We start from the raw sequence: 24,200 nt of genomic DNA on the forward strand, positions 1-24,200 counted from the left end.
AAACAATTCAGGAGTCAACATGGACAAGTACCCACCGATCATCCCCAGAGCCCCATGGTTACTTCATGGCGCTGATTACAATCCGGAGCAATGGTTACATGTCCCTGGGATTCTGGAGAAAGATATCGCCCTGATGCAACAGGCTGGTTGTAACACCATGTCGGTGGGCATTTTTAGCTGGTCAATGCTTGAACCCACAGAGGGTGAGTATCGCTTTGACTGGCTGGATGAGGTGCTGGATAAACTTCATGCTGGTGGGATCTCTGTCTTCCTCGCAACACCAAGCGGAGCCAAACCCGCCTGGCTTGCTGCTCGTTATCCAGAGGTTCTGAGAGTTAGCGCCTCACGCGAGAAAATGCTTCACGGTGGTCGCCATAATCACTGCCTTTCTTCGCCAGTGTATAAAGATAAAGTGACGCAAATTAACCGTAAGCTGGCGCAGCGATACGCCAATCATCCGGCGGTTATGGGATGGCATATCAGTAATGAGTATGGCGGAGAGTGTCATTGTAATGGATGCCAACAGGCGTTTCGCCGTTGGTTGCAGACGCGTTACACCACTCTTGAGGCGCTTAATCAGGCATGGTGGACTGGCTTCTGGAGTCATACATACAGTGACTGGTCACAAATTGAATCTCCTTCCCCAATAGGTGAAATGTCCAACCACGGTTTGAATCTTGATTGGCGGCGCTTTGTCACATCGCAGGTAAAAGAGTTCTATCAAATGGAAATCGCGCCGTTAAAAGCAGAACGCCCCGATTTACCTGCGACGACCAATTTTATGTGGTATTTCAATGACTACAACTACTGGGCATTAGCCGAAGTGGTTGATTTTGTGAGTTGGGATAGCTACCCCATGTGGCACAAACAGGAAGATGAACGCGCCGTAGCCTGTAAAACCGCGATGTATCACGACCTGATGCGTACCTTGAAAAATAAACCGTTTATTCTGATGGAATCCACGCCCAGCCAGACAAGCTGGCAGCCAACCAGCAAATTGAAAAAGCCGGGAATGAATATTCTTTCTTCCTTACAGGCCGTCGCTCACGGCGCAGACGGCGTGCACTATTTTCAGTGGCGTAAGAGTCGTGGTGCCGTGGAGAAGTTTCATGGTGCGGTGGTTGATCACGTCGGTCATCTGGAGACGCGTACCGGGCGCGAAGTCATACAACTGGGGCAACGGCTGGCTCATCTTAAACAACTGGTTGGGACGAAAACGCAGGCCAAAGTTGCCATTATTTTCGACTGGGAAAACCGCTGGGCGGTCAATGATGCTGCCGGGCCGCGCAATTGCGGGATCCACTACGAACAAACGGTAGTGGAGCATTACCGACCTTTCTGGGAGCAGGGCGTGGCGGTCGATATTATCAATGCTGATTGTGATCTTACGGGTTATCAGTTAGTTATCGCTCCAATGCTCTATATGGTTCGCGATGGATTTGCTGCGCGTGCTCGTGCCTATGTCGAAGCTGGTGGCAATTTTGTTACCACTTACTGGTCCGGGATTGTCAATGAAACCGATTTATGTCACCTGGGTGGCTTCCCTGGCCCGTTGCGTGACCTGATGGGCGTATGGGCTGAAGAGATTGATAGTCTTAATGATTATCAGCATAACGACGTTATCTGCGAGCCGAATGCGTATGGACTGCAGGGGCAATGGCAGGCACGGGAATTATGTGCGGTTGTTCACGCTGAAGGTGCTCAGGTTCTGGCGCGCTATGGTGAGGATTTTTATGCGGGTACACCTGCGTTAACGGTAAATCACGTCGGACAAGGTCGTGCTTTCTATGTGGCTTCGCGTAATGATGCGTCATTTCATCAAGCGTTTGCCGCGATGTTGATCAACACACTTCATCTCCCAAAAGCATTTGCTACTGAACTTCCTGCTGGCGTTATTGCAACGCGTCGGACAGACGGCGAGCAGGAATGGGTTTTTGTACAAAATTACACTGCTCATGTACAAAATGTTGTGCTTCCTGGCGCGTGGCGAGTGGCGGAAACGGGCAAGGCTTGTTCACAAGAATTAGAACTGGCGCCGTGGGGATGTGAGGTACTGGAAAGAGAAATAATGTAAATTAATATTAATAAGATGTGAAGTATTGATCCTTGACAGCATTTTGCTCAAAAAATAGCCATACTATTTAATTGCAACAAGGTTGGAAAGAGGAGGATCGAAGTATGTTCGTTGACAGACAGCGAATCGACCTGCTGAACCGGTTGAAAGACGCTCAAGTTGACCTCGCTGCATACGTGCATTTGAGGAAGGCCAAAGGATACATGTCCGTCAGCGAAAGCAATCATCTACGAGATAACTTTTTTAAACTGCATCGCGAATTGCACGATAAATCGCTGCGGTTGAATCTTCATCTGGATAAGGAAGAGTGGGATGCTCTTCATCATGCTGAAGAAGCATTAGCGACAGCCGCAGTATGTTTGATGAGTGGGTATCATGATTGCCCAAATTTTATTACCGTCAACGCCGATAAGCTTGAAAATTGTCTGATGAGCTTAACGCTGAGTATCCAGAGCCTGCAGAAGCACGCCATGCTTGAGAAGGCCTGAAAACTAAGGGGGAGAATGCATCTCCCCCTTCATGTTTAAGTTTATGTAAAAATGCATTTGTTGCGCTTTTGACTGACTACGCTTTAAGCCAGAGTCAATCCGGAGGCGTTATGCATCGACAATCTCTTTTCCTTGTGACCCTTTTCTGTGTTTCTTCCGCTCTCTGGGCGGCGCCTGCAACGGTAAATGTCGAAGTATTGCAAGACAAACTCGACCATCCCTGGGCGCTGGCCTTTTTACCCGATAATCACGGTATGTTAATCACGCTGCGTGGTGGCGAGTTACGCCACTGGCAAGAAGGAAAAGGATTATCTGCGCCGCTGGCTGGTGTGCCGGAAGTCTGGGCGCACGGGCAAGGAGGCTTGTTGGATGTAGCTTTAGCGCCTGATTTTGCCCAGTCTCGCCGCATCTGGTTAAGTTATTCAGAACAGGGAGATGATGACAAAGCCGGTACTGCCGTAGGTTATGGCCGTTTGAGCGATGATCTGACAAAAATAACGGATTTCCGCACCGTTTTCGTCAGATGCCTAAGCTTTCTACCGGTAACCATTTTGGTGGGCGGTTGGTGTTTGACGGCAAAGGTTATTTGTTTATTGGTCTGGGGGAAAACAATCAGCGCCCGACGGCGCAGGATCTGGATAAATTACAGGGCAAACTGGTGCGTCTGACCGACCAGGGCGAGATCTCGGATGATAATCCTTTTGCAAAGGAATCCGGTGCACGCGCTGAGATCTGGTCTTACGGCATTCGTAATCCGCAAGGGATGGCGATGAATCCGTGGAGCAATGCGCTGTGGTTGAATGAGCATGGTCCGCGCGGTGGTGATGAAATTAATATCCCGGAAAAAGGCAAAAATTACGGCTGGCCGCTGGCATCCTGGGGCATCAATTACTCGGGACTTAAAATACCGGAAGCGAAAGGGGGAATCGTTGCCGGTACCGAACAACCGATTTTCTACTGGAAAGATTCGCCCGCCGTGAGCGGTATGGCCTTCTATAACAGCGACAAATTCCCCCAGTGGCAGCAAAAATTATTTATTGGCGCGTTAAAAGACAAAGATGTCATCGTGATGAGCGTCAAAGGCAATCAGGTAACGGAAGATGGCCGCATATTAACGGACAGAGGGCAGCGAATTCGTGATGTTCGCACTGGGCCCGACGGTTATTTGTACGTATTGACCGACGAGTCCAATGGCGAATTACTGAAAGTAAGTCCACGTAATAATTAGCTAACGGGGATCATCACCACTTTACGCACTGCGGGGCGTTCAGTGAGCTGTTGATACCAGCGTTCCAGATTTGGGCGCGGTGTCCAGGTCAGACCGACGTTAAACAAATTGTAGATAAACGGTGCAATAGCGATATCACCCACGCCAAATTTATCACCAGAGAACCATTTCACTTTTGCCAGTTCCGCATCAAGAAGGGCAAACAGAGCGTCGCATTCCTTGCAACTGGCATCAATGGCGGCCTGGTCGCGCTCTTCAGGCGGTGTTCTGACCAATCCCATCAGGATCCCGCGATGGGCATTACTGAGCGTCTGGTTTGCCCAGTCCATCCATTTTTCCGCTTCTGCACGACGTGCTGGCGAGTCGATCCACAAGCGGTTTTGCCCGTACTGTGCTGCCAGGTAGCGGACAATGGCGTTCGATTCCCAGAGAATTAAATCACTTTCGTCGTCGCGCAACAGCGGCACCAGCCCGTTGGGATTCATCGCCAGAAAATCGGCGTCATGGTTTACTCCAAACTCACGACCCGCGAGAATTTGCTCATAAGGTAGATCCAGTTCTTCGAGCGTCAGCAACACTTTTTTTACGTTGGTTGAATTATTCCGACCCCACAGCGTAATCATACTCACCCCTTTTTACACAGGCAGCCACAGGCTGAACAGGACTCTGATGGTGGAGTAAAGTTAACTTTTAAGCAACAGTTGGCAAAAAAATGACGCCAGAAGCAGCGGAGCGGCAGGATATTGCATAAACTTTAAAAACTTTACCAACTTACGGTTTCTTTAAGTTTGTGTGTGCGTTATTAATCACCGAACTTATCATACGGCGATATAACGTATTTTTTTTGAATGGATACTCGGGTGGCATTTATGACGCAATACTCCTCTCTCCTTCGTGGTCTTGCAGCGGGTTCTGCATTTTTATTTCTTTTTGCCCCAACGGCATTCGCGGCGGAACAGACCGTTGACGCGCCGAGCGTGGATGCGCGTGCATGGATTTTAATGGATTACGCCAGCGGAAAAGTGCTGGCTGAAGGTAATGCGGATGAGAAACTGGACCCAGCCAGTCTGACCAAAATCATGACCAGCTATGTGGTTGGGCAGGCGCTCAAGGCCGATAAGATTAAACTCACCGATATGGTGACGGTCGGTAAAGATGCCTGGGCGACGGGGAATCCGGCGCTGCGCGGTTCGTCGGTGATGTTCCTCAAACCGGGCGATCAGGTTTCAGTGGCCGATTTAAACAAAGGCGTGATTATTCAGTCCGGTAATGACGCCTGTATTGCGCTGGCAGATTACGTCGCGGGCAGTCAGGAGTCATTTATTGGCTTGATGAATGGTTATGCTAAAAAATTGGGCCTGACCAACACCACCTTCCAGACGGTGCACGGCCTTGACGCTCCGGGGCAGTTCAGTACCGCACGCGATATGGCCTTGCTGGGCAAAGCGTTAATCCACGATGTACCGGAAGAGTACGCCATTCATAAAGAGAAGGAATTTACCTTCAACAAGATTCGCCAGCCTAACCGTAACCGTCTGCTGTGGAGTAGTAATGTCAATGTCGATGGTATGAAGACCGGTACTACGGCAGGTGCCGGTTACAACCTGGTGGCCTCCGCGACCCAGGGCGACATGCGTTTGATCTCTGTGGTACTGGGAGCGAAAACCGATCGTATCCGTTTTAATGAGTCCGAAAAGTTGCTCACCTGGGGCTTCCGTTTCTTTGAAACCGTGACACCAATTAAACCTGATGCCACCTTTGTGACCCAGCGAGTCTGGTTTGGCGATAAGAGTGAAGTGAATCTCGGTGCTGGCGAAGGCGGATCGGTGACTATTCCGCGTGGACAACTGAAAAACCTGAAAGCCAGTTATACATTAACCGAACCGCAGCTCACCGCACCGCTGAAAAAAGGCCAGGTCGTCGGAACCATTGATTTCCAGCTTAACGGTAAATCTATTGAACAGCGTCCGCTGATCGTAATGGAGAATGTGGAAGAGGGGGGATTCTTTGGTCGGATGTGGGATTTCGTGATGATGAAATTCCATCAGTGGTTTGGTAGCTGGTTCTCTTAATCTTTAGATGACCGGATGGCGCGTTGACGTCATCCGGCGATGCTTAATTAATACATTAACTTAATACGCTGCGTTTGCGCGTACTTCACATACTCATCTTCCGGACAACGATCGCTTACTACGATATCAAAGCGTTTCAGGTCGCCCATGCGTGCCGGACGTATCTTACCAAACTTACTGTGGTCGACAACCAGCACATGCTTTTGCGCCATCGACATAGCCCAGTGTTTTACCGGCAACTCTTCAAGATTAAAACAGGTTGCGCCTTTTTTGATATGTACACCCGCAGCGGAATAAAAAGCGATATCCGGACAAAAATTATTCAGCGTTTGTTGAAAATCGATAGGTTTGAAGATGGCGTTGCTGGCGTGAAATTCTCCCCCACTAAGAAACGCCCGGCAATGTGGTTTCTCTTGCAGCGCCAGAAAGGTATTTAGTGAATAACAAACGGCGGTGAAAGGGATTTCATTATCAATCGCTTCAATAATCCAGGGCGTAGTGGTGCCGCAGTCAAAAAAGAGGGTCTGACCGGGTTCTACCAACGTCGCGGCCAGTTTCGCAGCGCGGCGTTTTTCTTCCACCAGACGGGATTTTTGGTCGCTTAGCAGGTAATGGCTGGCGCTGCGTGGTTCGAGAACGATATAGCCGCCGAGTAATACGACGGGGGCGCTGTTGTTATTCAGGTCGCGACGAATCGTCATCTCTGAAACCCCAAGTAGGGCGGCGGCGTCCTTCAGATGTAACTTATCGCTGCGTTTTAATTCCTGGAGTAATTGCCCGATGCGCTCTTCGCGACGTGTTTCCATATTCCCTCTGAATAGTTATTGAAGCGAGCCGCCTGATATTACACGTTTTATCCGAAATCAGCCACGTACCCAGCCTTTACGGATCGGTAAGGCGAAACAGAAGCGATACCACGATTGCAGCCGCTGGTAGAGCATCGCCCCCGCAGCTTGCCAGATAATCTGCGCGCTAAGGCAACCAATCATTCCCGCCAACAACCCACCAAGCATATCCAGTGGCCAGTGGACGCCAAGGTAGACCCGCGACCAGGCAATAATTACGGCCAGCACCATGAGAAGCGATCCGGACCACAAACGATGCCAGATTAAAAATGCCAGAGCGAAGGTGAAGATCACCGTGCCGTGATCGCTCGGGAAAGAGTCATCCGCCGCATGGTGCAGGAAGTTATAGCCGATATTCTCGACAAACGGGCGGTCATGTGGAAATAAATGACCCATCCACCAGGAAACAAACAGACTTACAGCCAGTGCGATCGCTATTTTTATCACTATCTGCCGTTGCGCCGTACGTCCCCACAGCCAAAGTACCCCGACCAGTAGCGGCACCACAGTAATCAAATCTTTGGCAATAAAAATCGCCAACGAGATCATCCACGGAGAAGAATCTGGCGTGGCATTAATTAGAGAGAATAATGAGTAATTGAGATTTTCCAGCATAACTTCCAGACTCATAAGGTGTTTAATGGGGAGCCGTCAGGCAAGGCGGTGAGAATAAGGTGCATGTTAAACAGGGTAAAGCGGCATCGTCTTATTTCTCATAAGCGGCCCGTATTACGTGAAGTAATGGTAACGCGCGGTAGTTAAATAAAGCTTAAAAAAGAGAATCTAATCGCCGATTAATGTAAGAATGTGCTTAAGGAGCAAAAATTGCTTTCTCGTTAGCCACGCTTTTATTAAACTTTGCGCGATTATTCTTGGCGAAGAAATTGCATGCAAAATAGATTAGCTAATGGTGCCAGACTTGGACGTCAGGCATTACTTTTCCCTCTCTGTCTGGTGCTCTACGAATTCTCAACCTATATCGGTAACGATATGATTCAGCCCGGTATGTTGGCCGTGGTGGAACAGTACCAGGCGGGCATTGATTGGGTTCCTACCTCGATGACCGCGTACCTTGCGGGTGGGATGTTTTTACAGTGGCTGCTGGGGCCATTGTCGGATCGTATTGGTCGCCGTCCGGTGATGCTGGCGGGCGTAGTGTGGTTTATCATCACTTGTCTGGCGATATTACTGGCGCAAAACATTGAACAATTCACGCTGTTGCGCTTCTTGCAGGGCATAAGCCTCTGTTTCATTGGCGCTGTGGGTTACGCCGCAATTCAGGAATCCTTCGAAGAGGCGGTTTGTATCAAGATCACCGCGCTGATGGCGAACGTGGCGCTGATTGCTCCGCTACTCGGCCCGTTGGTGGGGGCGGCGTGGATCCATGTGCTGCCCTGGGAAGGGATGTTTGTATTATTTGCCGCATTGGCAACGATCTCCTTCTTCGGTCTGCAACGTGCCATGCCAGAAACCGCCACGCGTATAGGTGAGAAACTGTCGCTGAAAGAGCTCGGGCGTGACTACAAGCTGGTGCTGAAGAATGGTCGCTTTGTTGCGGGGGCGCTGGCACTGGGGTTTGTTAGTCTGCCGTTGCTGGCGTGGATTGCCCAGTCGCCGATTATTATCATAACCGGCGAGCAGTTGAGCAGCTATGAATATGGTTTGCTGCAAGTTCCCATTTTCGGCGCATTAATTGCGGGGAACCTACTGCTGGCGCGACTGACCTCGCGTCGCACCGTACGTTCGCTGATCATTATGGGCGGTTGGCCGATTATGATTGGTCTGTTGGTCGCTGCTGCGGCAACGGTCATCTCATCGCACGCGTATTTGTGGATGACCGCTGGGTTAAGTATTTATGCTTTTGGTATTGGTCTGGCGAATGCGGGACTGGTGCGATTAACCCTGTTTGCCAGCGATATGAGTAAAGGTACTGTCTCGGCGGCGATGGGGATGTTGCAAATGCTGATTTTCACTGTCGGTATTGAGATCAGTAAACACGCGTATCTGAACGGCGGCAATGGTCTGTTTAATCTCTTCAACCTTGCCAACGGAATTTTGTGGCTGCTGCTGATGTTTATCTTTTTAAAAGATAAACAAGTAGGAAATTCGCACGAAGGGTAAAAAAATGCCTGATTGCACAATGCAATCAGGCATTTTCGTATTAATGGTGATGGTCATCGATCTGATGTTCGATAACCATTCCTTCGCCAACGCTGGCAAGGTGACGAACATACGGATGTGGACGGTAAGCTGGAGCAGGAGTCGGGGCCACATAGACGGTTTGCGGCACAGTAGCGACACTGACTGCTTGTGGAACGCTGACAGAATCAGGGACTACTACCACTTTGTATCCACTCGGCACATCGACGGTAACGCTTTGCGCCATCGTTGCACCGGCAAAGCTCATGAGAAACGCGCCCAGCAAAACATAATTCTTCATAATCATTTCGCCTGAAATAATCCGGTGAGTTAATTTCTGCGAATTATGCAGCCTTCATTCAGGCGTTGTGTTGCCGGGCGTGCTGCCGTTTTATTGATTAAATGGCGCTTCGTGTTTAAGAACTTTATCAATCACGTCCAGTACGCCTTCACGGTTATTGGAACCTGCACGATATTTCGCCGCTGCAACAACCGCGCTGCCGGCATTTTCCATTGCGAAGCTGTACCCTGCCTGACGCAGCATCTCAATATCATTACCGCCATCGCCAAAGACCACGACTTCGCTGTCGTCTATTCCCCATAATTTCTGGAGTTGACGCAGGCCATTGGCTTTATGCACGCCGGGGATGATTAAATCGATGCTGCCGTTGCCGGTATGCACTGGCACCATAATATCGCCGATGGCTTCATGTAATGCTTTCTGCACTTGTGGAATCAGTTCATCGGAAAGATTCAGGCCAAACTTGAAGAAGATATCTTCTAAGTTGTCAAAGTTATCGACGTATTCCAGACGGTGATAATACATTTCCGCCACGGTTTTCATGGCATCGTCATATTTTTTGAGGGTATAGGCGCTATTTTTGCCGCAGGCAATAATTTCCACTTCCGGGCGCGTCAGCAAATGCGCCACAACAGTGGCAAAAGCATCTTTCGATAGCTCACCATTAAAAACATCTTTGCCTTCGCTCACTACCCAGCCACCATTTTCCGCCACAAAAGCAATTTCATCGGCAATTTCGGGGAAGAATGAGATCAACTGATAATATTGATTCCCGCTGGCAACCACAAAGCGAATACCTTGTGCTTTCATCTGCTGATATTGGGCCATAAACCGCTCGCGGTTATAGGTTTTTTGATCGCTTAAGAAAGTACCGTCCATGTCTACCGCAATTAATTTAATGCCCATCAACTATTCTCCATCGCAGTCTGCGTTTTTGTATTGGGTTTGGCTACGGCTTTTGCGACGATAGCCGCGAGAATAACCAGCGCCAGTACAACCAGCATTGCACTACGTAATCCATAATGTTCGCCGAGATAGCCCAGCAGTGGCGGCCCGACGAGGAAAGCCAGATAACCGGTCGTGGCCACTACGCTGACACGGGTTGGTGCATCGGGGCCGGTATCACTGGCGGCTGAAATGGTCAGCGGGAAGCCCAGCGAGGCACCCAGTCCCCAAAGAACGACAGATACCCCGGCGACCCAGGCGCTATCAACAAAAATAATTAGCCCGATACCCAACGCACCCATTAGTGCACTGGCACGTACCACGGCAACGCGGCTGTAGCGATCAATAAACCAGCCGCCGGTAAAACGTCCAACGGTCATCCCCAATGTGAAACCTGCGTATATCAATGAGCCGGATGTTGGGCTAAATCCGTGGCCATCAACCATTAATAAGGGTAACCAGTCGTTGGCAGAACCTTCTGCAAAAGCCATTGCCAGCACCACGACACCAATTAATAGCAACTGAATATCGCGATAAAAAGGAACCCCTTTTTCACTATGCTGCGTGCCATCGGCAGCATTTTTTCCCGTACCGTCAGGGATTGCTTGAATAGCGATATAAATAGGCGCGATGCCCACCAGCGCCGCCAGCAAAATGTGAACAGTTGCCGGAACTCCAAAGGCCGTCAGCGCCATCCCTACACCAGCCCCCGCCAGCGTACCGAGACTGTAGAAGCCATGCATCATCGGCAAAACCGTTTTATTCATTTCTCGCTCAACGGCAGCACCTTCAACGTTTATCGCCACTTCTGCGGAACCAAAACTGGCGCCAAAAACGCCAAGACCAACGGCAAAGAGCACAGGAGATGTCAGCCAGAGCGCCAGACTTAATATCATCATCCCGATCAATGCGCAGGACATCGTGACCAGGATGACATTACGCGTCCCAAAGCGTTTTACTAACCACGCCGAGCAGAGAATGCCGCTCATCGAACCGATTGACAGACCAAAGAGCACTCCGCCCATTTCGGCGATAGAGACAGAAAGAATGTCGCGGATAGCGGGCGTTCTGGTTGCCCAGGAAGCCATTAGAAGGCCCGGCAAAAAGAAGAACATGAACAGCGCCCAGGTACGGCGTTTCAAGGCATTACGTGAAGAATTTACTGTCATAGATCACGTCAAAAAAAGAAGAGAGAAGACAACCTTAGCAAGGTTGTGTACATTTGTACACAATTGCAGAGAGAGGAAATGACATGCGTCGCGCTAACGATCCACAACGGCGAGAAAAAATCATCCAGGCCACTCTCGAGGCGGTGAAACTTTACGGAATACATGCCGTGACGCACCGTAAAATAGCTACCCTTGCCGGGGTACCGTTAGGGTCGATGACCTACTATTTTTCAGGAATTGATGAGCTATTACTGGAGGCGTTCAGTAGCTTTACGCAGACTATGTCACTGCAATATCAGGCATTTTTTCTCGATGTCAGAGATGCCCCCAGTGCCTGCCAGGCCATCACAGAAATGATCTACAGCTCGCAGGTTGCAACGCCGGACAACATGGAACTGATGTATCAACTCTACGCGCTGGCCAGTCGAAAACCGTTATTAAAAACAGTGATGCAAAACTGGATGCAGCGCAGTCAGCAAACACTCGAACAATGGTTTGAACCTGGAACGGCCCGGGCTCTGGATGCTTTTATTGAAGGGATGACGCTGCATTTTGTCACTGACCGTAAGCCGCTATCGCGCGAGGAGATTTTACGGATGGTGGCACGAGTGGCGGGGCAGGAGATAAATTTCAGGCAACAAAAAACCCATTTATGTAAACGGGTTAATGAAAACAATAAGTTAGATTAAAAACAATAAGTTAGGTTTGTGGTCAGTGGTGGTTATTACGGGGTAATGCCAACCGCTGCCGCCACTTTGTCGCCATTTGGAACAACCCGGTTGTGCTGCCAATTTGCATGCTAACGGATAGAACCATCAGGATATAAATACACGCCACCCTCTAGATACATTGGCTCACCATCTTCAACTGCAATATCTTGATAAAGTTCAGCCAGTTCATTAGATTCATTTTTTACAAGATTATATGTATCAACATCATACCCAAGGATTTTTAACTCATCATCTGAGGTTGCTCCTTGTTTTTGCTTAAGCGCAACAATATCAAAAATCCACTTTTTGCCATCTTTAACGTAGTACGCCCCAGAATCATAACCACGATCGTCAAGTACTTTTTCAAATCCCATCGATAATGCTTTTTTGACAGTATGTTTTTTTACGGTAATGATAGCCATGTAATCTCTTAATATATTGAATAAAAGTGAACTTATATACTGATAAAAGTTTACTCTGACGCAATTAACTCAGCTAGTGGGGGATGATGTTATTTTTGCACCAGTAGATCACACTTCTAGCGTTGCGAGGGGGTTGAATTTCAGAGCCGTCTCAAGATGATCGGGTGCTAAATGGGCATAGCGCATAGTCATTTTTATATCGTGATGTCCGAGGATTTTTTGCAAAGCAAGGATATTTCCACCCGACATCATGAAATGCGCCGCAAACGTATGGCGCAGAACGTGTGTCAGTTGACCGCGAGGGAGCACGATAGACGTTTTTTCCATCACGGATAAAAATTGAAAATAGCAGTCTGTGAAGAAATTGAACCCATCAAGCGCCATGATCTCTTCGTAAAGCTCTTTACTGATAGGGATGCTTCTGTTTTTCTTCCCCTTTGTTCTTACAAAGGTAATTCGGTATTTGGTCACCTGTGAGCGGGTAAGATTTACGGCTTCACGCCAGCGTGCGCCTGTGCTTAAGCATATCTTAACTACCAGTGCCAGAATTGGGTCCTGACGTTTGCAATCAGCCAGCAATTCAACAATCTGCTCATGGGTAAGCCATGCCATCTCTTTTTCTGCGATGGTGAATTTTCGCATGTTCTCCAGTGGGTTCGGATACGACCATTCGCCCAGGCGGGATAGTTCGCTAAAAACACTACTTAGATAGCTTTGCTCCAGGTTAATGGTGACCGGGCTTGCTCCTTTCTTCCATTTCTCGCTGAAGTAGATCTCACCTGTCAGGCGTTTATCTCGATAGTGGGCAAACATTTTAGAGGTGAGATCAGTTGCAAGGGGATTGCCCAGAGCGTCAACCATCAGCAGCAATTTGTCATAGACATGCTGCCCAGCAGTCAGAGATTTACCATGTAGTTTGAACCATAGCTCAACCACGTCTTTCAGCGTTCGACGATCCATTGATTCACCCAGCCAGGGCTTTACTTCGGTTTCTTCCATCGTGTGACGCTCAAAAGCCAGAGCTTCGCCTTTGGTGGAGAATTGTTTACGCACACGACGTCCACTACGTCCGGCGGGGTAACATTCGCAAAGCCATTTTCCTGTGGTGAGTTTTCGTACTGCCATAAAAAATGCCCTCCAGTGGAGAGCATTCTTACTGTATATATAACCAGTGTCAATGTATTAGATACATGTTGTCATACATCATCACTTTTTGGTAATGATGTCATCATTTGCTGCTGATTTTTTATCTACAAGTGAGCCTAAAATGTTAAATAAATTTGGAGGTGGCTGCGTTTTATCTGCGAATGCAGAATTAGCTGACATATTCCAATCTTTAAACACATCAATAGCATCTTGTTTTGTTGCAGTTGAACCATAAATTTGTAAGAAGACCTCACCAAACATTAGAGCATGTTGTCTGTCTTTTCTTATGATTGCTTCATGTGTGTATTTTTTTGAATTGTTTAAACAAAAATAAGAAAGCCAAGAAAGTAATGCAACCCCAAGTAAGCCTCGAGTGAAATAATAAAAAAGTTCAATGGGGGTAGTATCTTTTATATCGATTTTATAAAAAAATGTTAAAAAGGCGGCGCTTATAGATAATAATGAAAATAGTATTCCGGCTATCGCCCAATTGTAAGACATTGTAGTGAAGTCTTTATCGTCCTGCTGTAGTTTTGCTTTGACGCCTTGCACATATTCAGGAACCTTTTCGTCAATTTTCTTTTGTTGAATTTTGCTTGAAAGTTCTTGGTTTTTAAACTGTAGTTCTTTGTTTTTGATGTGTTGGACTTTTAGCTGTGATACTAGTTTTTCTTTACTTTCTATTTCATTTGACAATTCCATTTTCAACTTTTCCATTTGCTCTGAATGAGCGTTATGGTTTTTTTGAAACTCGCGTAGTTTATGTTCTAATTCCTCAATTTTTAAAAGGTACTTATCTGCTTCACTGTTTTGCAATGATGTATGGTCAGACATGAAGGGGGCATACTTATATTCTTTTTTAGAAAAATTTCGACTGTAAGCATCAAATAGCATATCGAATTCATCAAACGCTAGAGAATCCAATAGGTTTTTCAAAGTATTATAGGTGTCATTGGTTAAATGTGATTTTAATTCTCCTAATTTAATACTTCTAGACGTGTATTTTTCACTATTGCTTTTATAATCAGAACCACTCATTCCAATATCCTTTTATAATTCTTCTATCAGAATAAATTTGCATTTTGCAATAACATCAATATCTGAAATTTTACATTCAAATGATAAATCATTGTCTGAAATTTTTAATCTTCCTACAGGTATTCTAGTTAGGGTTCGAATGCTCACTTTTCCTTCTATTTTAACAATCCATTTACCATCTGTAATTTCATCGAATGATTGATTACATAGGTATGTTTTTTTTTCGGTGCTAACAATCAATGGTAATTGGATTGAGTCTGGTAGTAACGCTTTATCAAGCATATAGAAATTTGAATCAAATAGATTCCCGTCAGTAATTTTTTTGTGAGTAATAGCAATTACATCATTTCTTGCATCGTCAAACTTTGGGCCTTTACCAGTAGTTAGCCACATTAGTGAAGTACCCGTTTCGAGAGCGCACTTAATTATCCAGTCTGAAGGAAAAACATCACGCATATATCTTGTGGCTAATGTGCTTTTTGAAATACCTAAGTGATCAGCTAAGGCTTGGCGAGTCTTATAACCGTAAGCCCTAACAATTCGCTCTATTGCTTCCTTGCCACCCCGAGAATAATCAATGATGTTTTCATTGTCGAACTTTGGTTGTTTATAGTGAACGTCATGATAAGAACCATCTTCGGAGTGTGTTTCAACATGCTGTTCTGGTGAAGGAGATGGCATTTGTTCGTCATCATCTGAACCAAATGCTAGCCATTTAATTGATGCTCCTGTTTCCATTGAACAGATAACAATCCAATCTGCAGGAAATGTATCGCGGGCATATCTGTTAGCCATCGTGCTTTGGGAAATACCTAGATGGTTACAGAATGCTTGGCGTGACTTGAAGCCATAAGCCATGAGTATCCGCTCGATTACTTTCTGACCACCACGATTTTGTATGACAACGGCTTTCATATCGTCATCAATATGGCGAAATGTGAATTTTTGAGTTGACATATTCTTTATGTGAACCTATTCTCCGTTTTGTGATGTTGTTATCACGATTAAAACCAGCTCACCACAAGCTAAAAGGAGATGTTGCATCATGACCCCTAACATTTCAATAACTCTGAATACGCCACACGTCACAATTGAGCGTTATAGCGAACTTACTGGTCTTTCTATCGTCACCATCAACGATATGTTGGCTGATGGTCGCATCCCTCGCCATCGCCTTCGGAAAGACAAGAAAAGAGAAAAGGTGATGATCAACCTTGCTGCTCTTACCGTTGATGCACTTACTGATTGCAATGTTGTATTCAACTAGTTCCATTTTGGGATACATCAGGGGTGTCGACCATGTTTGATTACCAAGTTTCCAAACATCCACATTTTGATGAAGCCTGTCGTGCATTCGCACTGCGCCACAACCTGGTGCAACTGGCAGAACGTGCAGGCATGAATGTGCAGATTCTGCGGAACAAGCTGAACCCAGCTCAACCTCATTTATTAACCGCACCAGATATCTGGCTACTTACCGATCTGACTGAAGATTCAACGCTGGTAGACGGTTTTCTGGCACAGATTCATTGTCTGCCATGTGTACCGATTAATGAGGTGGCAAAAGAGAAACTGCCACATTACGTCATGAGTGCAACCGCAGAGATCGGGCGTGTTGCTGCAGGTGCGGTATCTGGCGATGTAAAAACCAGTGCAGGTCGTCGTGATGCTATCAGCAGCATTAACTCTGTAACACGACTGATGGCGTTGGCTGCTGTTTCATTGCAGGCCCGTTTACAGGCTAACCCTGCGATGGCGAGTGCAGTTGATACCGTGACTGGCCTCGGTGCTTCATTCGGTTTGCTGTGAGGTACTTATGCTGACGAAAGAACCATCATTTGCATCGCTGCTGGTAAAGCAAAGCCCGGCAATGCACTACGGTCACGGCTGGATCATGGGTGAGGATGGAAAACGCTGGCATCCATGTCATTCACAAGATGAATTGCTGTCTGAATTGACCACGAGGAAACGGAGAAAGTCAAAATGTATGCAGCGGAAAGTGAAGTGGTTTATCAGTTTCGTTACAGAGGGGAGAGTTATTCAGTACCTGAAGATGATTTGCTCTGTTGTTATCCGTCGTTGTCGGGCGATGGCAGTTACTTTTTCACGCTAAAAGATGGGACGTTTTTACGGGGAGAGCAGGTTAAAGAGACGATACGAAAAAATGTATCTCCTCTTGAACGTTACCGTAATAACAAACAACGATAGTTGCGTTTTGGGGATATGAATTATGGCAATTAATGGCGCTGCGGCGACTGTTCCATTAAGCCCCGGTGAACGCCTGAATGGACTTAATCACATTGCGGAGCTAAGGGCGAAAGTTTTTGGCCTGAATATTGAGTCAGAGCTTGAGCGGTTTATTAAAGATATGCGTGATCCACGGGATATCAATAACGAACAAAATAAACGGGCACTGGCTGCTATATTCTTTATGGCAAAAATTCCAGCTGAACGTCATAGCATCAGCATTAATGAGCTGACCACTGACGAAAAGCGGGAGTTGATTAAAGCAATGAATCATTTTCGTGCAGTGGTGAGCTTATTTCCCAGACGGCTAACCATGCCGAATTAACCAACTAATGAAATTAATGGCGTAAACCCGCCGGGTATCCCTTTATCTAAATTCAGGAGAATTGATTATGCGTAATATTGAAACCCTCACGACTAAAACCGGACCGGATGATGCAGGGCTTAATATTTTACTGACAGAGGCTCGTCTGGAAGAACGCCGGGCAAGGGCTGAAGCAATGGCAGCTCGCCTTGATAGCCTGGCGTGTCATATCACATCCCGCCAGCTAAACCACGTCGAAGCAGCAGAACTACTGCGTGTAACTGCTGAAGCAATCCAGAACGAAGCGCAGGAGATCCACTAATGGCTGATGCAATGGATCTCGTACAGCAGCGCGTTGAAGAAGAACGCCAGCGCCATATCCGTGCTGCCCGTGCCAAAACGCCGGGCGTGTCCCGCGTGCTTTGCATTGAGTGTGAAGCGCCAATTCCGCCAGCACGCCGCCGCGCCATTCCAGGTGTGCAGCTTTGCATTACCTGTCAGGAAATCGCAGAGCTGAAAGGCAAACATTACAACGGAGGTGCTGTATGAGCACCATCCTGAAATGGGCGGGAAATAAAACCGCAATTATGTCCGAACTGAAAAAACACCTTCCTGCTGGCCCGCGACTGGTTGAACCTTTCGCGGGTTCCTGTGCTGTGATGATGGCGACGGATTATCCAAGCTATCTGGTTGCGGATATTAATCCTGATTTAATCAACCTCTATAAAAAGGTTGCCGCTGATTGTGAATCGTTTATATCTCGCGCCAGAGTTTTATTTAAGGAAGCAAACAGGGAGGTGGCTTATTACAACATAAGGCAGGAGTTTAATTACTCAACTGAAATTACTGATTTCATGAAAGCGGTATATTTCCTGTATCTCAATCGTCACGGTTACCGTGGTTTATGTCGCTATAACAAGAGCGGGCATTTCAACATTCCCTACGGTAATTATAAAAATCCGTATTTCACTGAAAAAGAAATTCGTGCATTTGCAGTAAAAGCCCTGCGGGCAACGTTTATCTGCGCCAGCTTTGATGAAACGCTGGCGATGTTGAAGGCGGGGGATGTGGTGTATTGCGATCCGCCTTATGACGGCACGTTTTCCGGTTATCACACTGACGGCTTCACTGAAGATGACCAGTATCACCTGGCATCCGTTCTTGAACATCGATCATCTGAAGGTCATCCGGTCATTGTTTCTAACAGTGACACATCCCTGATTCGTTCGCTGTATCGCAATTTCACTCACCACTACATCAAGGCAAAACGCAGCATCGGCGTGTCGGCTGGCGAGAGTAAATCTGCAACAGAAATCATTGCTGTTTCCGGGGCGCGCTGCTGGGTGGGATTTGATCCTTCGCGTGGCGTGGATAGTTCTGCTGTGTACGAGGTGCGTGTATGAGTCATGACGATATGAGCAACTCTAGCGGCTTTAACGAGGTCGCTGTAGCATTTTCATGGAACGGCCCGAAAAAGGCCATTAACCCTTATCTGGAACCGGCGGAAGTTGCGCCGGAGTCTGCACTTTCAAACATGATCACTCTGTACGCTGCCGATAACGAGCAGGAACAGCAGCGCCGCGAGGCACTGAGTGATCAGGTCTGGGAACGTTATTTCTTTAATGAATCCCGTGATCCTGTCCAGCGCGAAATGGAGCAGGATAAGCTCATTAGCCGGGCAAAGCTGGCGCATGAACAGCAGCGTTTTAACCCGGACATGGTCATTCTGGCAGATGTCAGCGCCCAGCCTTCTCATATCAGCAAGCCGCTGATGCAACGTATCGAATACTTCAGCAGCCTGGGCAGGCCAAAGGCTTATTCCCGCTATTTGCGTGAGACGATTAAGCCATGTCTGGAGCGACTGGATTGTGTACGTGACAGTCAGCTATCTGTTTCTTTCCGTTTTATGGCAAGCCATCAAGGGCTGGAGGGTCTGCTGATCCTGCCTGAAATGAGCCAGGATCAGGTGAAACGCCTGTCCACCCTGGTAGCAGCGCATATGAGCATGTGTCTTGAGGCCGCTTGTGGTGATTTGTACGCCACCGATGACGTTAAGCCAGAAGAAATCCGCAAGACATGGGAAAAGGTGGCTGCGGAAACCCTGCGTCTGGATGTTATCCCGCCTGCGTTTGAGAAACTTCGTCGGAAAAGAAACCGCCGCAAACCCGTGCCCTATGAACTCATACCGGGTTCGCTGGCGCGTATGTTGTGCGCCGACTGGTGGTATCGAAAATTGTGGAGGATGCGTTGCGAATGGCGGGAAGAGCAGTTGCGTGCTGTCTGTCTGGTCAGCAAAAAAGCATCTCCCTATGTCAGCTATGAAGCCGTGATGCATAAACGTGAGCAGCGCCGCAAGTCGCTGGAGTTTTTCCGTTCTCATGAACTGGTGAACGAAGACGGAGACACGCTGGATATGGAAGATGTGGTAAACGCCAGCAGCAGCAACCCGGCACATCGCCGCAATGAGATGATGGCCTGCGTTAAAGGTCTGGAGCTTATCGCGGAAATGCGTGGTGACTGCGCCGTTTTCTACACTATCACCTGTCCGTCACGTTTCCATTCCACGCTCAACAACGGCAGACCCAACCCGACCTGGACAAACGCGACGGTAAGGCAAAGCAGCGATTATCTGGTCGGCATGTTTGCTGCATTTCGTAAGGCAATGCATAAAACCGGGCTGCGCTGGTATGGCGTGCGGGTGGCTGAGCCGCACCATGACGGTACTGTGCACTGGCATCTTATGTGCTTCATGCGTAAAAAAGACCGCCGCGCCATCACTGCATTACTGCGTAAGTTTGCCATCCGTGAAGACCGCGAGGAGCTGGGTAATAACACGGGACCACGCTTTAAGTCTGAGCTGATTAACCCGCGCAAAGGAACGCCGACAAGCTACATCGCGAAATATATCAGTAAAAATATTGACGGACGTGGTCTGGCCGGCGAGATCAGCAAGGAAACGGGTAAATCCCTGCGTGATAACGCCGAATACGTGAATGCCTGGGCGTCTCTGCATCGTGTTCAGCAGTTCCGCTTCTTTGGTATTCCGGGACGTCAGGCTTACCGTGAACTTCGCTTGCTGGCTGGTCAGGCGGCAAGGCAACAGGGTGACAAAAAAGCAGGTGCGCCGGTACTGGATGACCCGCGTCTTGATGCCATCCTGGCTGCTGCTGATGCTGGTTGTTTTGCCACCTACATCATGAAGCAGGGCGGCGTACTGGTTCCCCGCAAATATCACCTTATCAGAACCGCTTATGAAATTAACGAAGAGCCGACCGCCTATGGCGATCACGGTATTCGTATTTATGGCATCTGGTCACCCATTTCAGAGGGCAAGATCTGCACTCATGCAGTGAAGTGGAAAATGGTTCGTAAGGCCGTTGACGTTCAGGAGGCGGTAGCCGACCAGGGCGCTTGCGCCCCTTGGACTCGTGGCAATAACTGTCCCCTTGCTGAAAATTTGAACCAGCAGGAGAAAGATAAATCAGCTGATGGGGACACCAGAACGGTCATTACCCGCATGGATGACAAGGAGTTGCACGATTACCTGCACAATATGAGCAAAAAAGAGCGCCGGGAACTGGCAGCAAGGTTACGCCTGGTGAAACCGAAACGGCGTAAAGACTATAAACAGCGAATTACAGACCATCAGCGACAGCAGCTCGTCTATGAACTGAAGTCCAGAGGATTTGATGGCAGCGAGAAAGAAGTCGATTTACTTCTTCGCGGCGGCAGTATTCCGTCAGGAGCAGGCCTGCGTATCTTCTATCGGGACCAGCGTCTGCAGGAGGATGATAAATGGCGGAACCTGTATTAATTACGCTGATTAACAATTAATGCTCTAAATAATAAGCAAAGGATAAATCCTATTGATTTTAAAAAAACTTTTTACTTTAACGATATTATTATGTACTGTATATAAAACCAGTGGTTAAGTATACAGTATTGTCTACCCACAGTGAGATAGGAGGGAAGATGCAGGATTATTTTTTAGAGTCGTTGAAACTCCAGCGAATTGATTTTTTTCTTAAGCTTGTAGTGGCCAGTGAATGTAGTGATCAGGAAAAAGAGCTTGCGCTGCTTTGGATTTCAGAACTGACGGATGAACTCATGGCAAAAATCAGAACCCACGAATATAACCGCTCAATGGATGTTGTTAACTGAGGGGCAATTTATGCGCATTGAAATAATGATCGATAAAGAGCAAAAAATTAGCCAGTCTACCCTGGACGCCCTTGAATCCGAGCTTTACCGCAATCTGCGCCCCCTGTATCCCAAAACGGTAATTCGCATCCGCAAAGGTAGCTCTAACGGTGTGGAACTGACCGGACTGAAACTGGACGAAGAAAAAAAACAAGTGATGAAAATTATGCAGAAGGTGTGGGAAGACGACAGCTGGCTGCATTAAGAAACGTTGCCCCCAGGAGGATTCATTCTGATGGGGGCTGGTTTGGGCAACGAGTGAAACGAGGCGTAAGGTGGGCGGACATTTGCCCCAAATTGATAACACTCGTTAAGCTACTTTCCTGATGGATGCTTAAGAACGGTCATTCTGTTTAGTTTTCATGAGTGAATCCCGAATCTTCGCAAGGTTTGAATTTTCGGGGACTGAATCCATGTACGGATCGCGCTCAAACACTAATTGCTCAGATTCAACGAAAGCCCGCCACTCTACTGGGTCTAGCTCAAACTCCATCGCAGACATATCACTTTCATCTTCCCCCTCGATCCAGTGGACTAAATAAAACAATTCATCATCAGGAGAGTCATCATCGTCATCAACAATATCAATGTCGGTTACAGTGATGCGTAGGGTGGGATCGATTTTTGAGACATAAATCCCTAACTGTGGCATAGCGGGAATATTGTTCATGAAAATTCCTTTATTGTTGTTTGCTATTTGAATAAAAATACGCCAAACAGAGTGCTTGCTGTGAATATGGCAAGAATCGTTGTAAGTATCCCGCTAAGATGCCCCATTCTTTTTTGGAGGTCCTCTTGCATATGGATTATGTTGCCCGAAAACTAACTTCCGTTCCTCGCTCACAGCGGACTTTCATCTTTGTAAACCTGTATGTTTCGTTTTTCAAGCGGTCATTCAGATACGGATTTTCACGACCCTCGGCAGTGCATGACTATGCCGCATGAATCCGCATGATCGTTTGGGGATCGTTTTTGCTGAGGCCCGCCAGAGCTGGCGTGCTTTTGCTTATGTCATGCAGGTGCATGAAAACCACTGCATAAAGCGGGCAGGCGTGGCGGGGATACGAGCGCGCGTTAAGTCATATAAGAGTTATATATTGATTTGATTGCTGGACATACATACAGTGTCGCTCTATCATCTAATAAATCTTAGGGTATTTGACAATGTTTGGATAAAATGGAACCTAACTTATTCATAATCCGCTAAACAGGGATGTCAGATGCCATACCAATTGGTAGAGCTTAGCCCCGTAGCTAACGATCTTGAACAGTTAGGAACCAAAGAGAAGTTTTGGTTCTATTTCTCCGATGACACTGTAAATTTGCAGTTGTTTAAGTACTCTAGGCCAGGTACTGGCGAGCATTGGTCTGAAAAGTGTGCTGCTGAGTTATGTCATTTGCTTAACATTCCACATGCTAGCTATGATTTGGCGCGATACAATGGTCGATTCGGTGTGGTGACTCAGAATATCATTCCATCTGGTTTCCGGATGGTAATGGGAAATGAAGTGCTTCACAGTTCGACATTCGATTATCCTGGGCCTTTACAAGCCGGGGAAAAGCCGGTAAGGGTCAGAGAACACACTGTCACAAGGGTCTTGGGTTGTTTAGATAGGGAATCTATCAAGCCTCCTCCGAGTGTATATGATCTAACCGGGCTAAATGCAGCAGATGTATTTTGTGGATATTTGATGCTCGATGCACTTGTGAGTAATCAAGATCGCCACCATGAAAATTGGGCAATCATGCTTAACAATGAAACTGGTGAGCAGTTTTTGTGTCCAACATACGATCATGCCGCTAGTTTAGGAAGGGAGATGTTAGATGATGAGCGTAACGAACGGCTTAATACTAAAGATAAAAATCGACAAATCCCATGTTTTGTAAGAAAAGCTCGCTCTGAGCTATTCAAAGCAAAAACTGATAAAAAGCCCTTGCTGACTGTTGAAGCATTTCAACATGCAGTTGAAGGGAGAGTTGCCGCTCGCGACCATTGGTTAGGTAAGTTGAGCGTTTTAACAGAAGATTCCATTACAGATGTGTTTAACCAAGTGCCTTCATCGTGTATATCCGACAGTGCACGTAGATTTGCAACGTTAATGGTAATGGAAAATCGCAGAAGGTTACTAGAATGACTAATACAAACTCCGTTTACGTCGCATGGCAGGCACCAGATACCAGAGACTGGCATGTTGTTGGTAACTTGCAAGAGCGCAAATCGGGGTATGTTTTCAGGTATACCAAAGGTGCTCTTAAATCTTCTAAATTTACAAAGTTTAGCGGCATGAGTGATGTTCGTGAAACTTATGTATCGGAAGAATTGTTTCCTCTTTTTAAAAATCGCCTTTTATCACCGAGACGTCCAGAGTATCCGAGTTTCATTAAATGGCTTGGATTTGAAGAAGATAAGGTAAATCCTATCGATATTCTTGCTCGCTCGGGAGGCTTACGAAGCACTGATCAGCTGCAGATTTTCAAAAAAATTGATTTTGATTCTGATGGTAACTTTGAGCATTTTTTCTTCTTACATGGACTTGGTTACTTGAATAGCTTAGCTAATGCTCGTGTATCTGAATTGAAACCGGGGCAAATTTTGCGTCTTTGCTTGGATCTTCAAAATGAATACGATGGGGATGCTGTTGTCGTTCGTGCAGATAAACCAGCTGAAATCGTTGGTTACTGCCCTAGGTATTTAAGTAATGACATCAAGAAGATGTTATTGGATGATCCAAAATCAATCACTTTAACGGTCGAAAAGATTAGTGATGATGCTCCTCATAACTATCGGTTATTATGTAAATTATCAGGGGTACTAAGCCAAGCCTGTCAATCGACGCTGATTCCTCAAGATGAGTTTGAACCTATTGAGTAA

At 47.1% G+C, this 24,200-nt stretch carries 28 protein-coding genes and 1 pseudogene; 18 read left to right on the plus strand and 11 right to left on the minus strand.

Going from position 1 to position 24,200, the window contains the following annotated elements; all coding sequences use genetic code 11:
• The first annotated feature begins 19 nt into the window (after positions 1–19).
• The 3 genes and pseudogenes from AACS80_RS00770 to AACS80_RS00780 all read left to right on the plus strand — a co-directional run bounded on the left by AACS80_RS00770 (position 20) and on the right by AACS80_RS00780 (position 3,790).
• On the plus strand, positions 20–2,074 hold the full coding sequence (locus tag AACS80_RS00770) for a beta-galactosidase (protein ID WP_135409747.1): 2,055 nt from the start codon (positions 20–22) through the stop codon (positions 2,072–2,074).
• A gap of 104 nt (positions 2,075–2,178) precedes the next feature.
• A complete protein-coding gene (gene bssR, locus AACS80_RS00775; protein ID WP_130259751.1) occupies positions 2,179–2,562 on the plus strand; it encodes a biofilm formation regulator BssR in 384 nt (127 codons plus the stop codon).
• A 110-nt stretch (positions 2,563–2,672) separates the two neighbouring features.
• Positions 2,673–3,790, plus strand: a pseudogene (locus AACS80_RS00780) (PQQ-dependent sugar dehydrogenase).
• Here AACS80_RS00780 and gstB read toward each other — a convergent pair.
• The gene (gene gstB, locus AACS80_RS00785) at positions 3,787–4,413 is read right to left on the minus strand and encodes a glutathione S-transferase GstB (RefSeq protein ID WP_130222154.1); all 627 of its coding nucleotides are present in this window, start codon (positions 4,411–4,413) and stop codon (positions 3,787–3,789) included. The pseudogene AACS80_RS00780 and the gene gstB overlap by 4 nt on opposite strands.
• Positions 4,414–4,659: 246 nt before the next feature.
• Here gstB and dacC point away from each other — a divergent pair, with 246 nt between their 5' ends.
• Positions 4,660–5,862 carry a serine-type D-Ala-D-Ala carboxypeptidase gene (gene dacC / locus AACS80_RS00790; RefSeq protein WP_130214756.1) on the plus strand — a complete coding sequence of 401 codons (1,203 nt, stop codon included), beginning with the start codon at positions 4,660–4,662 and terminating at the stop codon, positions 5,860–5,862.
• Positions 5,863–5,909: 47 nt separating this feature from the next.
• On the opposite strand, the gene deoR is transcribed toward dacC, so the two are convergent.
• A complete protein-coding gene (gene deoR / locus AACS80_RS00795) occupies positions 5,910–6,668 on the minus strand; it encodes a DNA-binding transcriptional repressor DeoR (RefSeq protein WP_138183615.1) in 759 nt (252 codons plus the stop codon).
• Positions 6,669–6,725: 57 nt separating this feature from the next.
• Positions 6,726–7,322: an undecaprenyl-diphosphate phosphatase gene (ybjG, locus tag AACS80_RS00800; protein WP_130205717.1), complete on the minus strand. Its 597-nt coding sequence runs from the start codon at positions 7,320–7,322 to the stop codon at positions 6,726–6,728.
• Positions 7,323–7,595: 273 nt separating this feature from the next.
• Here ybjG and mdfA point away from each other — a divergent pair, with 273 nt between their 5' ends.
• The gene (gene mdfA / locus AACS80_RS00805) at positions 7,596–8,828 is read left to right on the plus strand and encodes a multidrug efflux MFS transporter MdfA (protein WP_130205191.1); all 1,233 of its coding nucleotides are present in this window, start codon (positions 7,596–7,598) and stop codon (positions 8,826–8,828) included.
• 40 nt (positions 8,829–8,868) lie between these two features.
• On the opposite strand, the gene ybjH is transcribed toward mdfA, so the two are convergent.
• From ybjH to AACS80_RS00820, 3 genes are all read right to left on the minus strand, one after another.
• A complete protein-coding gene (gene ybjH, locus AACS80_RS00810; RefSeq protein WP_074399644.1) occupies positions 8,869–9,153 on the minus strand; it encodes a protein YbjH in 285 nt (94 codons plus the stop codon).
• Positions 9,154–9,237: 84 nt separating this feature from the next.
• A complete protein-coding gene (gene ybjI, locus AACS80_RS00815; protein ID WP_130205195.1) occupies positions 9,238–10,053 on the minus strand; it encodes a 5-amino-6-(5-phospho-D-ribitylamino)uracil phosphatase in 816 nt (271 codons plus the stop codon).
• Positions 10,053–11,261, minus strand: a complete 1,209-nt coding sequence (locus AACS80_RS00820; protein WP_131162165.1) for an MFS transporter — start codon at positions 11,259–11,261, stop codon at positions 10,053–10,055. The genes ybjI and AACS80_RS00820 overlap by 1 nt, the downstream gene beginning before the upstream one ends.
• Before the next feature lie 83 nt (positions 11,262–11,344).
• On the opposite strand from AACS80_RS00820, the gene AACS80_RS00825 reads away from it, so the two are divergent.
• Positions 11,345–11,950: a TetR/AcrR family transcriptional regulator gene (locus AACS80_RS00825; protein ID WP_135409748.1), complete on the plus strand. Its 606-nt coding sequence runs from the start codon at positions 11,345–11,347 to the stop codon at positions 11,948–11,950.
• Positions 11,951–12,060: 110 nt separating this feature from the next.
• On the opposite strand, the gene AACS80_RS00830 is transcribed toward AACS80_RS00825, so the two are convergent.
• From AACS80_RS00830 to AACS80_RS00845, 4 genes are all read right to left on the minus strand, one after another.
• A complete protein-coding gene (locus AACS80_RS00830) occupies positions 12,061–12,393 on the minus strand; it encodes a hypothetical protein (protein ID WP_000974872.1) in 333 nt (110 codons plus the stop codon).
• Positions 12,394–12,501: 108 nt separating this feature from the next.
• Complete coding sequence (locus AACS80_RS00835) at positions 12,502–13,518, minus strand: phage integrase (protein ID WP_138183616.1); 1,017 nt, start codon at positions 13,516–13,518, stop codon at positions 12,502–12,504.
• An 81-nt stretch (positions 13,519–13,599) separates the two neighbouring features.
• Positions 13,600–14,577: a hypothetical protein gene (locus AACS80_RS00840; protein ID WP_240730902.1), complete on the minus strand. Its 978-nt coding sequence runs from the start codon at positions 14,575–14,577 to the stop codon at positions 13,600–13,602.
• Between the two features lie 12 nt (positions 14,578–14,589).
• Entirely contained in the window at positions 14,590–15,534 is a 945-nt protein-coding gene (locus AACS80_RS00845; protein ID WP_138183617.1) for a phage repressor protein CI, read from the minus strand.
• Positions 15,535–15,622: 88 nt separating this feature from the next.
• On the opposite strand from AACS80_RS00845, the gene AACS80_RS00850 reads away from it, so the two are divergent.
• The 10 genes from AACS80_RS00850 to AACS80_RS00895 all read left to right on the plus strand — a co-directional run bounded on the left by AACS80_RS00850 (position 15,623) and on the right by AACS80_RS00895 (position 21,533).
• Positions 15,623–15,844: a regulator gene (locus AACS80_RS00850; protein ID WP_135409750.1), complete on the plus strand. Its 222-nt coding sequence runs from the start codon at positions 15,623–15,625 to the stop codon at positions 15,842–15,844.
• Between the two features lie 32 nt (positions 15,845–15,876).
• Positions 15,877–16,386 carry a phage regulatory CII family protein gene (locus tag AACS80_RS00855; protein WP_000460883.1) on the plus strand — a complete coding sequence of 170 codons (510 nt, stop codon included), beginning with the start codon at positions 15,877–15,879 and terminating at the stop codon, positions 16,384–16,386.
• A 7-nt stretch (positions 16,387–16,393) separates the two neighbouring features.
• Positions 16,394–16,690, plus strand: a complete 297-nt coding sequence (locus AACS80_RS00860; protein WP_000956176.1) for a phage filamentation protein Fil family protein — start codon at positions 16,394–16,396, stop codon at positions 16,688–16,690.
• Between the two features lie 117 nt (positions 16,691–16,807).
• Positions 16,808–17,149 carry a DUF5347 domain-containing protein gene (locus AACS80_RS00865; RefSeq protein ID WP_000996717.1) on the plus strand — a complete coding sequence of 114 codons (342 nt, stop codon included), beginning with the start codon at positions 16,808–16,810 and terminating at the stop codon, positions 17,147–17,149.
• 67 nt (positions 17,150–17,216) lie between these two features.
• Complete coding sequence (locus tag AACS80_RS00870) at positions 17,217–17,450, plus strand: DUF2732 family protein (RefSeq protein ID WP_001244228.1); 234 nt, start codon at positions 17,217–17,219, stop codon at positions 17,448–17,450.
• Entirely contained in the window at positions 17,450–17,677 is a 228-nt protein-coding gene (locus tag AACS80_RS00875; protein WP_000752613.1) for a TraR/DksA family transcriptional regulator, read from the plus strand. Before AACS80_RS00870 ends, AACS80_RS00875 begins: the two co-directional genes overlap by 1 nt.
• Positions 17,674–18,531: a DNA adenine methylase gene (locus AACS80_RS00880; protein WP_135409751.1), complete on the plus strand. Its 858-nt coding sequence runs from the start codon at positions 17,674–17,676 to the stop codon at positions 18,529–18,531. Before AACS80_RS00875 ends, AACS80_RS00880 begins: the two co-directional genes overlap by 4 nt.
• Entirely contained in the window at positions 18,528–20,942 is a 2,415-nt protein-coding gene (locus tag AACS80_RS00885) for a replication endonuclease (protein ID WP_135409752.1), read from the plus strand. The genes AACS80_RS00880 and AACS80_RS00885 overlap by 4 nt, the downstream gene beginning before the upstream one ends.
• Before the next feature lie 158 nt (positions 20,943–21,100).
• Positions 21,101–21,289 (plus strand): hypothetical protein, encoded by a 189-nt coding sequence (locus tag AACS80_RS00890; RefSeq protein ID WP_103253965.1) that lies wholly within the window; start codon positions 21,101–21,103, stop codon positions 21,287–21,289.
• Positions 21,290–21,299: 10 nt separating this feature from the next.
• Positions 21,300–21,533, plus strand: a complete 234-nt coding sequence (locus AACS80_RS00895) for a DinI family protein (protein WP_054628032.1) — start codon at positions 21,300–21,302, stop codon at positions 21,531–21,533.
• Positions 21,534–21,662: 129 nt separating this feature from the next.
• On the opposite strand, the gene AACS80_RS00900 is transcribed toward AACS80_RS00895, so the two are convergent.
• A complete protein-coding gene (locus tag AACS80_RS00900) occupies positions 21,663–21,998 on the minus strand; it encodes a hypothetical protein (protein ID WP_138183618.1) in 336 nt (111 codons plus the stop codon).
• Positions 21,999–22,548: 550 nt separating this feature from the next.
• Here AACS80_RS00900 and AACS80_RS00905 point away from each other — a divergent pair.
• Positions 22,549–23,463: a hypothetical protein gene (locus tag AACS80_RS00905; protein WP_001146828.1), complete on the plus strand. Its 915-nt coding sequence runs from the start codon at positions 22,549–22,551 to the stop codon at positions 23,461–23,463.
• The gene (locus AACS80_RS00910; protein WP_000185756.1) at positions 23,460–24,200 is read left to right on the plus strand and encodes an HIRAN domain-containing protein; all 741 of its coding nucleotides are present in this window, start codon (positions 23,460–23,462) and stop codon (positions 24,198–24,200) included. The genes AACS80_RS00905 and AACS80_RS00910 overlap by 4 nt, the downstream gene beginning before the upstream one ends.

This window comes from Escherichia sp. E4385 (assembly GCF_963883145.1).
Lineage (GTDB): Bacteria > Pseudomonadota > Gammaproteobacteria > Enterobacterales > Enterobacteriaceae > Escherichia.

What these genes read in the sequence shown, in the direction of transcription:
- AACS80_RS00900 (WP_138183618.1), bottom strand. Translation starts at nt 21,998, where the DNA reads ATGAACAATATTCCCGCTATGCCACAGTTAGGGATTTATGTCTCAAAA.
- AACS80_RS00825 (WP_135409748.1), top strand. Translation starts at nt 11,345, where the DNA reads ATGCGTCGCGCTAACGATCCACAACGGCGAGAAAAAATCATCCAGGCC.
- AACS80_RS00830 (WP_000974872.1), bottom strand. Translation starts at nt 12,393, where the DNA reads ATGGCTATCATTACCGTAAAAAAACATACTGTCAAAAAAGCATTATCG.
- AACS80_RS00865 (WP_000996717.1), top strand. Translation starts at nt 16,808, where the DNA reads ATGGCAATTAATGGCGCTGCGGCGACTGTTCCATTAAGCCCCGGTGAA.
- AACS80_RS00835 (WP_138183616.1), bottom strand. Translation starts at nt 13,518, where the DNA reads ATGGCAGTACGAAAACTCACCACAGGAAAATGGCTTTGCGAATGTTAC.
- AACS80_RS00910 (WP_000185756.1), top strand. Translation starts at nt 23,460, where the DNA reads ATGACTAATACAAACTCCGTTTACGTCGCATGGCAGGCACCAGATACC.
- AACS80_RS00875 (WP_000752613.1), top strand. Translation starts at nt 17,450, where the DNA reads ATGGCTGATGCAATGGATCTCGTACAGCAGCGCGTTGAAGAAGAACGC.
- bssR (WP_130259751.1), top strand. Translation starts at nt 2,179, where the DNA reads ATGTTCGTTGACAGACAGCGAATCGACCTGCTGAACCGGTTGAAAGAC.
- AACS80_RS00770 (WP_135409747.1), top strand. Translation starts at nt 20, where the DNA reads ATGGACAAGTACCCACCGATCATCCCCAGAGCCCCATGGTTACTTCAT.
- AACS80_RS00895 (WP_054628032.1), top strand. Translation starts at nt 21,300, where the DNA reads ATGCGCATTGAAATAATGATCGATAAAGAGCAAAAAATTAGCCAGTCT.
- dacC (WP_130214756.1), top strand. Translation starts at nt 4,660, where the DNA reads ATGACGCAATACTCCTCTCTCCTTCGTGGTCTTGCAGCGGGTTCTGCA.
- AACS80_RS00890 (WP_103253965.1), top strand. Translation starts at nt 21,101, where the DNA reads ATGCAGGATTATTTTTTAGAGTCGTTGAAACTCCAGCGAATTGATTTT.
- mdfA (WP_130205191.1), top strand. Translation starts at nt 7,596, where the DNA reads ATGCAAAATAGATTAGCTAATGGTGCCAGACTTGGACGTCAGGCATTA.
- AACS80_RS00870 (WP_001244228.1), top strand. Translation starts at nt 17,217, where the DNA reads ATGCGTAATATTGAAACCCTCACGACTAAAACCGGACCGGATGATGCA.
- ybjI (WP_130205195.1), bottom strand. Translation starts at nt 10,053, where the DNA reads ATGGGCATTAAATTAATTGCGGTAGACATGGACGGTACTTTCTTAAGC.
- deoR (WP_138183615.1), bottom strand. Translation starts at nt 6,668, where the DNA reads ATGGAAACACGTCGCGAAGAGCGCATCGGGCAATTACTCCAGGAATTA.
- AACS80_RS00885 (WP_135409752.1), top strand. Translation starts at nt 18,528, where the DNA reads ATGAGTCATGACGATATGAGCAACTCTAGCGGCTTTAACGAGGTCGCT.
- gstB (WP_130222154.1), bottom strand. Translation starts at nt 4,413, where the DNA reads ATGATTACGCTGTGGGGTCGGAATAATTCAACCAACGTAAAAAAAGTG.
- AACS80_RS00860 (WP_000956176.1), top strand. Translation starts at nt 16,394, where the DNA reads ATGCTGACGAAAGAACCATCATTTGCATCGCTGCTGGTAAAGCAAAGC.
- AACS80_RS00905 (WP_001146828.1), top strand. Translation starts at nt 22,549, where the DNA reads ATGCCATACCAATTGGTAGAGCTTAGCCCCGTAGCTAACGATCTTGAA.
- AACS80_RS00880 (WP_135409751.1), top strand. Translation starts at nt 17,674, where the DNA reads ATGAGCACCATCCTGAAATGGGCGGGAAATAAAACCGCAATTATGTCC.
- ybjG (WP_130205717.1), bottom strand. Translation starts at nt 7,322, where the DNA reads ATGCTGGAAAATCTCAATTACTCATTATTCTCTCTAATTAATGCCACG.
- AACS80_RS00845 (WP_138183617.1), bottom strand. Translation starts at nt 15,534, where the DNA reads ATGTCAACTCAAAAATTCACATTTCGCCATATTGATGACGATATGAAA.
- AACS80_RS00850 (WP_135409750.1), top strand. Translation starts at nt 15,623, where the DNA reads ATGACCCCTAACATTTCAATAACTCTGAATACGCCACACGTCACAATT.
- AACS80_RS00840 (WP_240730902.1), bottom strand. Translation starts at nt 14,577, where the DNA reads ATGAGTGGTTCTGATTATAAAAGCAATAGTGAAAAATACACGTCTAGA.
- AACS80_RS00820 (WP_131162165.1), bottom strand. Translation starts at nt 11,261, where the DNA reads ATGACAGTAAATTCTTCACGTAATGCCTTGAAACGCCGTACCTGGGCG.
- AACS80_RS00855 (WP_000460883.1), top strand. Translation starts at nt 15,877, where the DNA reads ATGTTTGATTACCAAGTTTCCAAACATCCACATTTTGATGAAGCCTGT.
- ybjH (WP_074399644.1), bottom strand. Translation starts at nt 9,153, where the DNA reads ATGATTATGAAGAATTATGTTTTGCTGGGCGCGTTTCTCATGAGCTTT.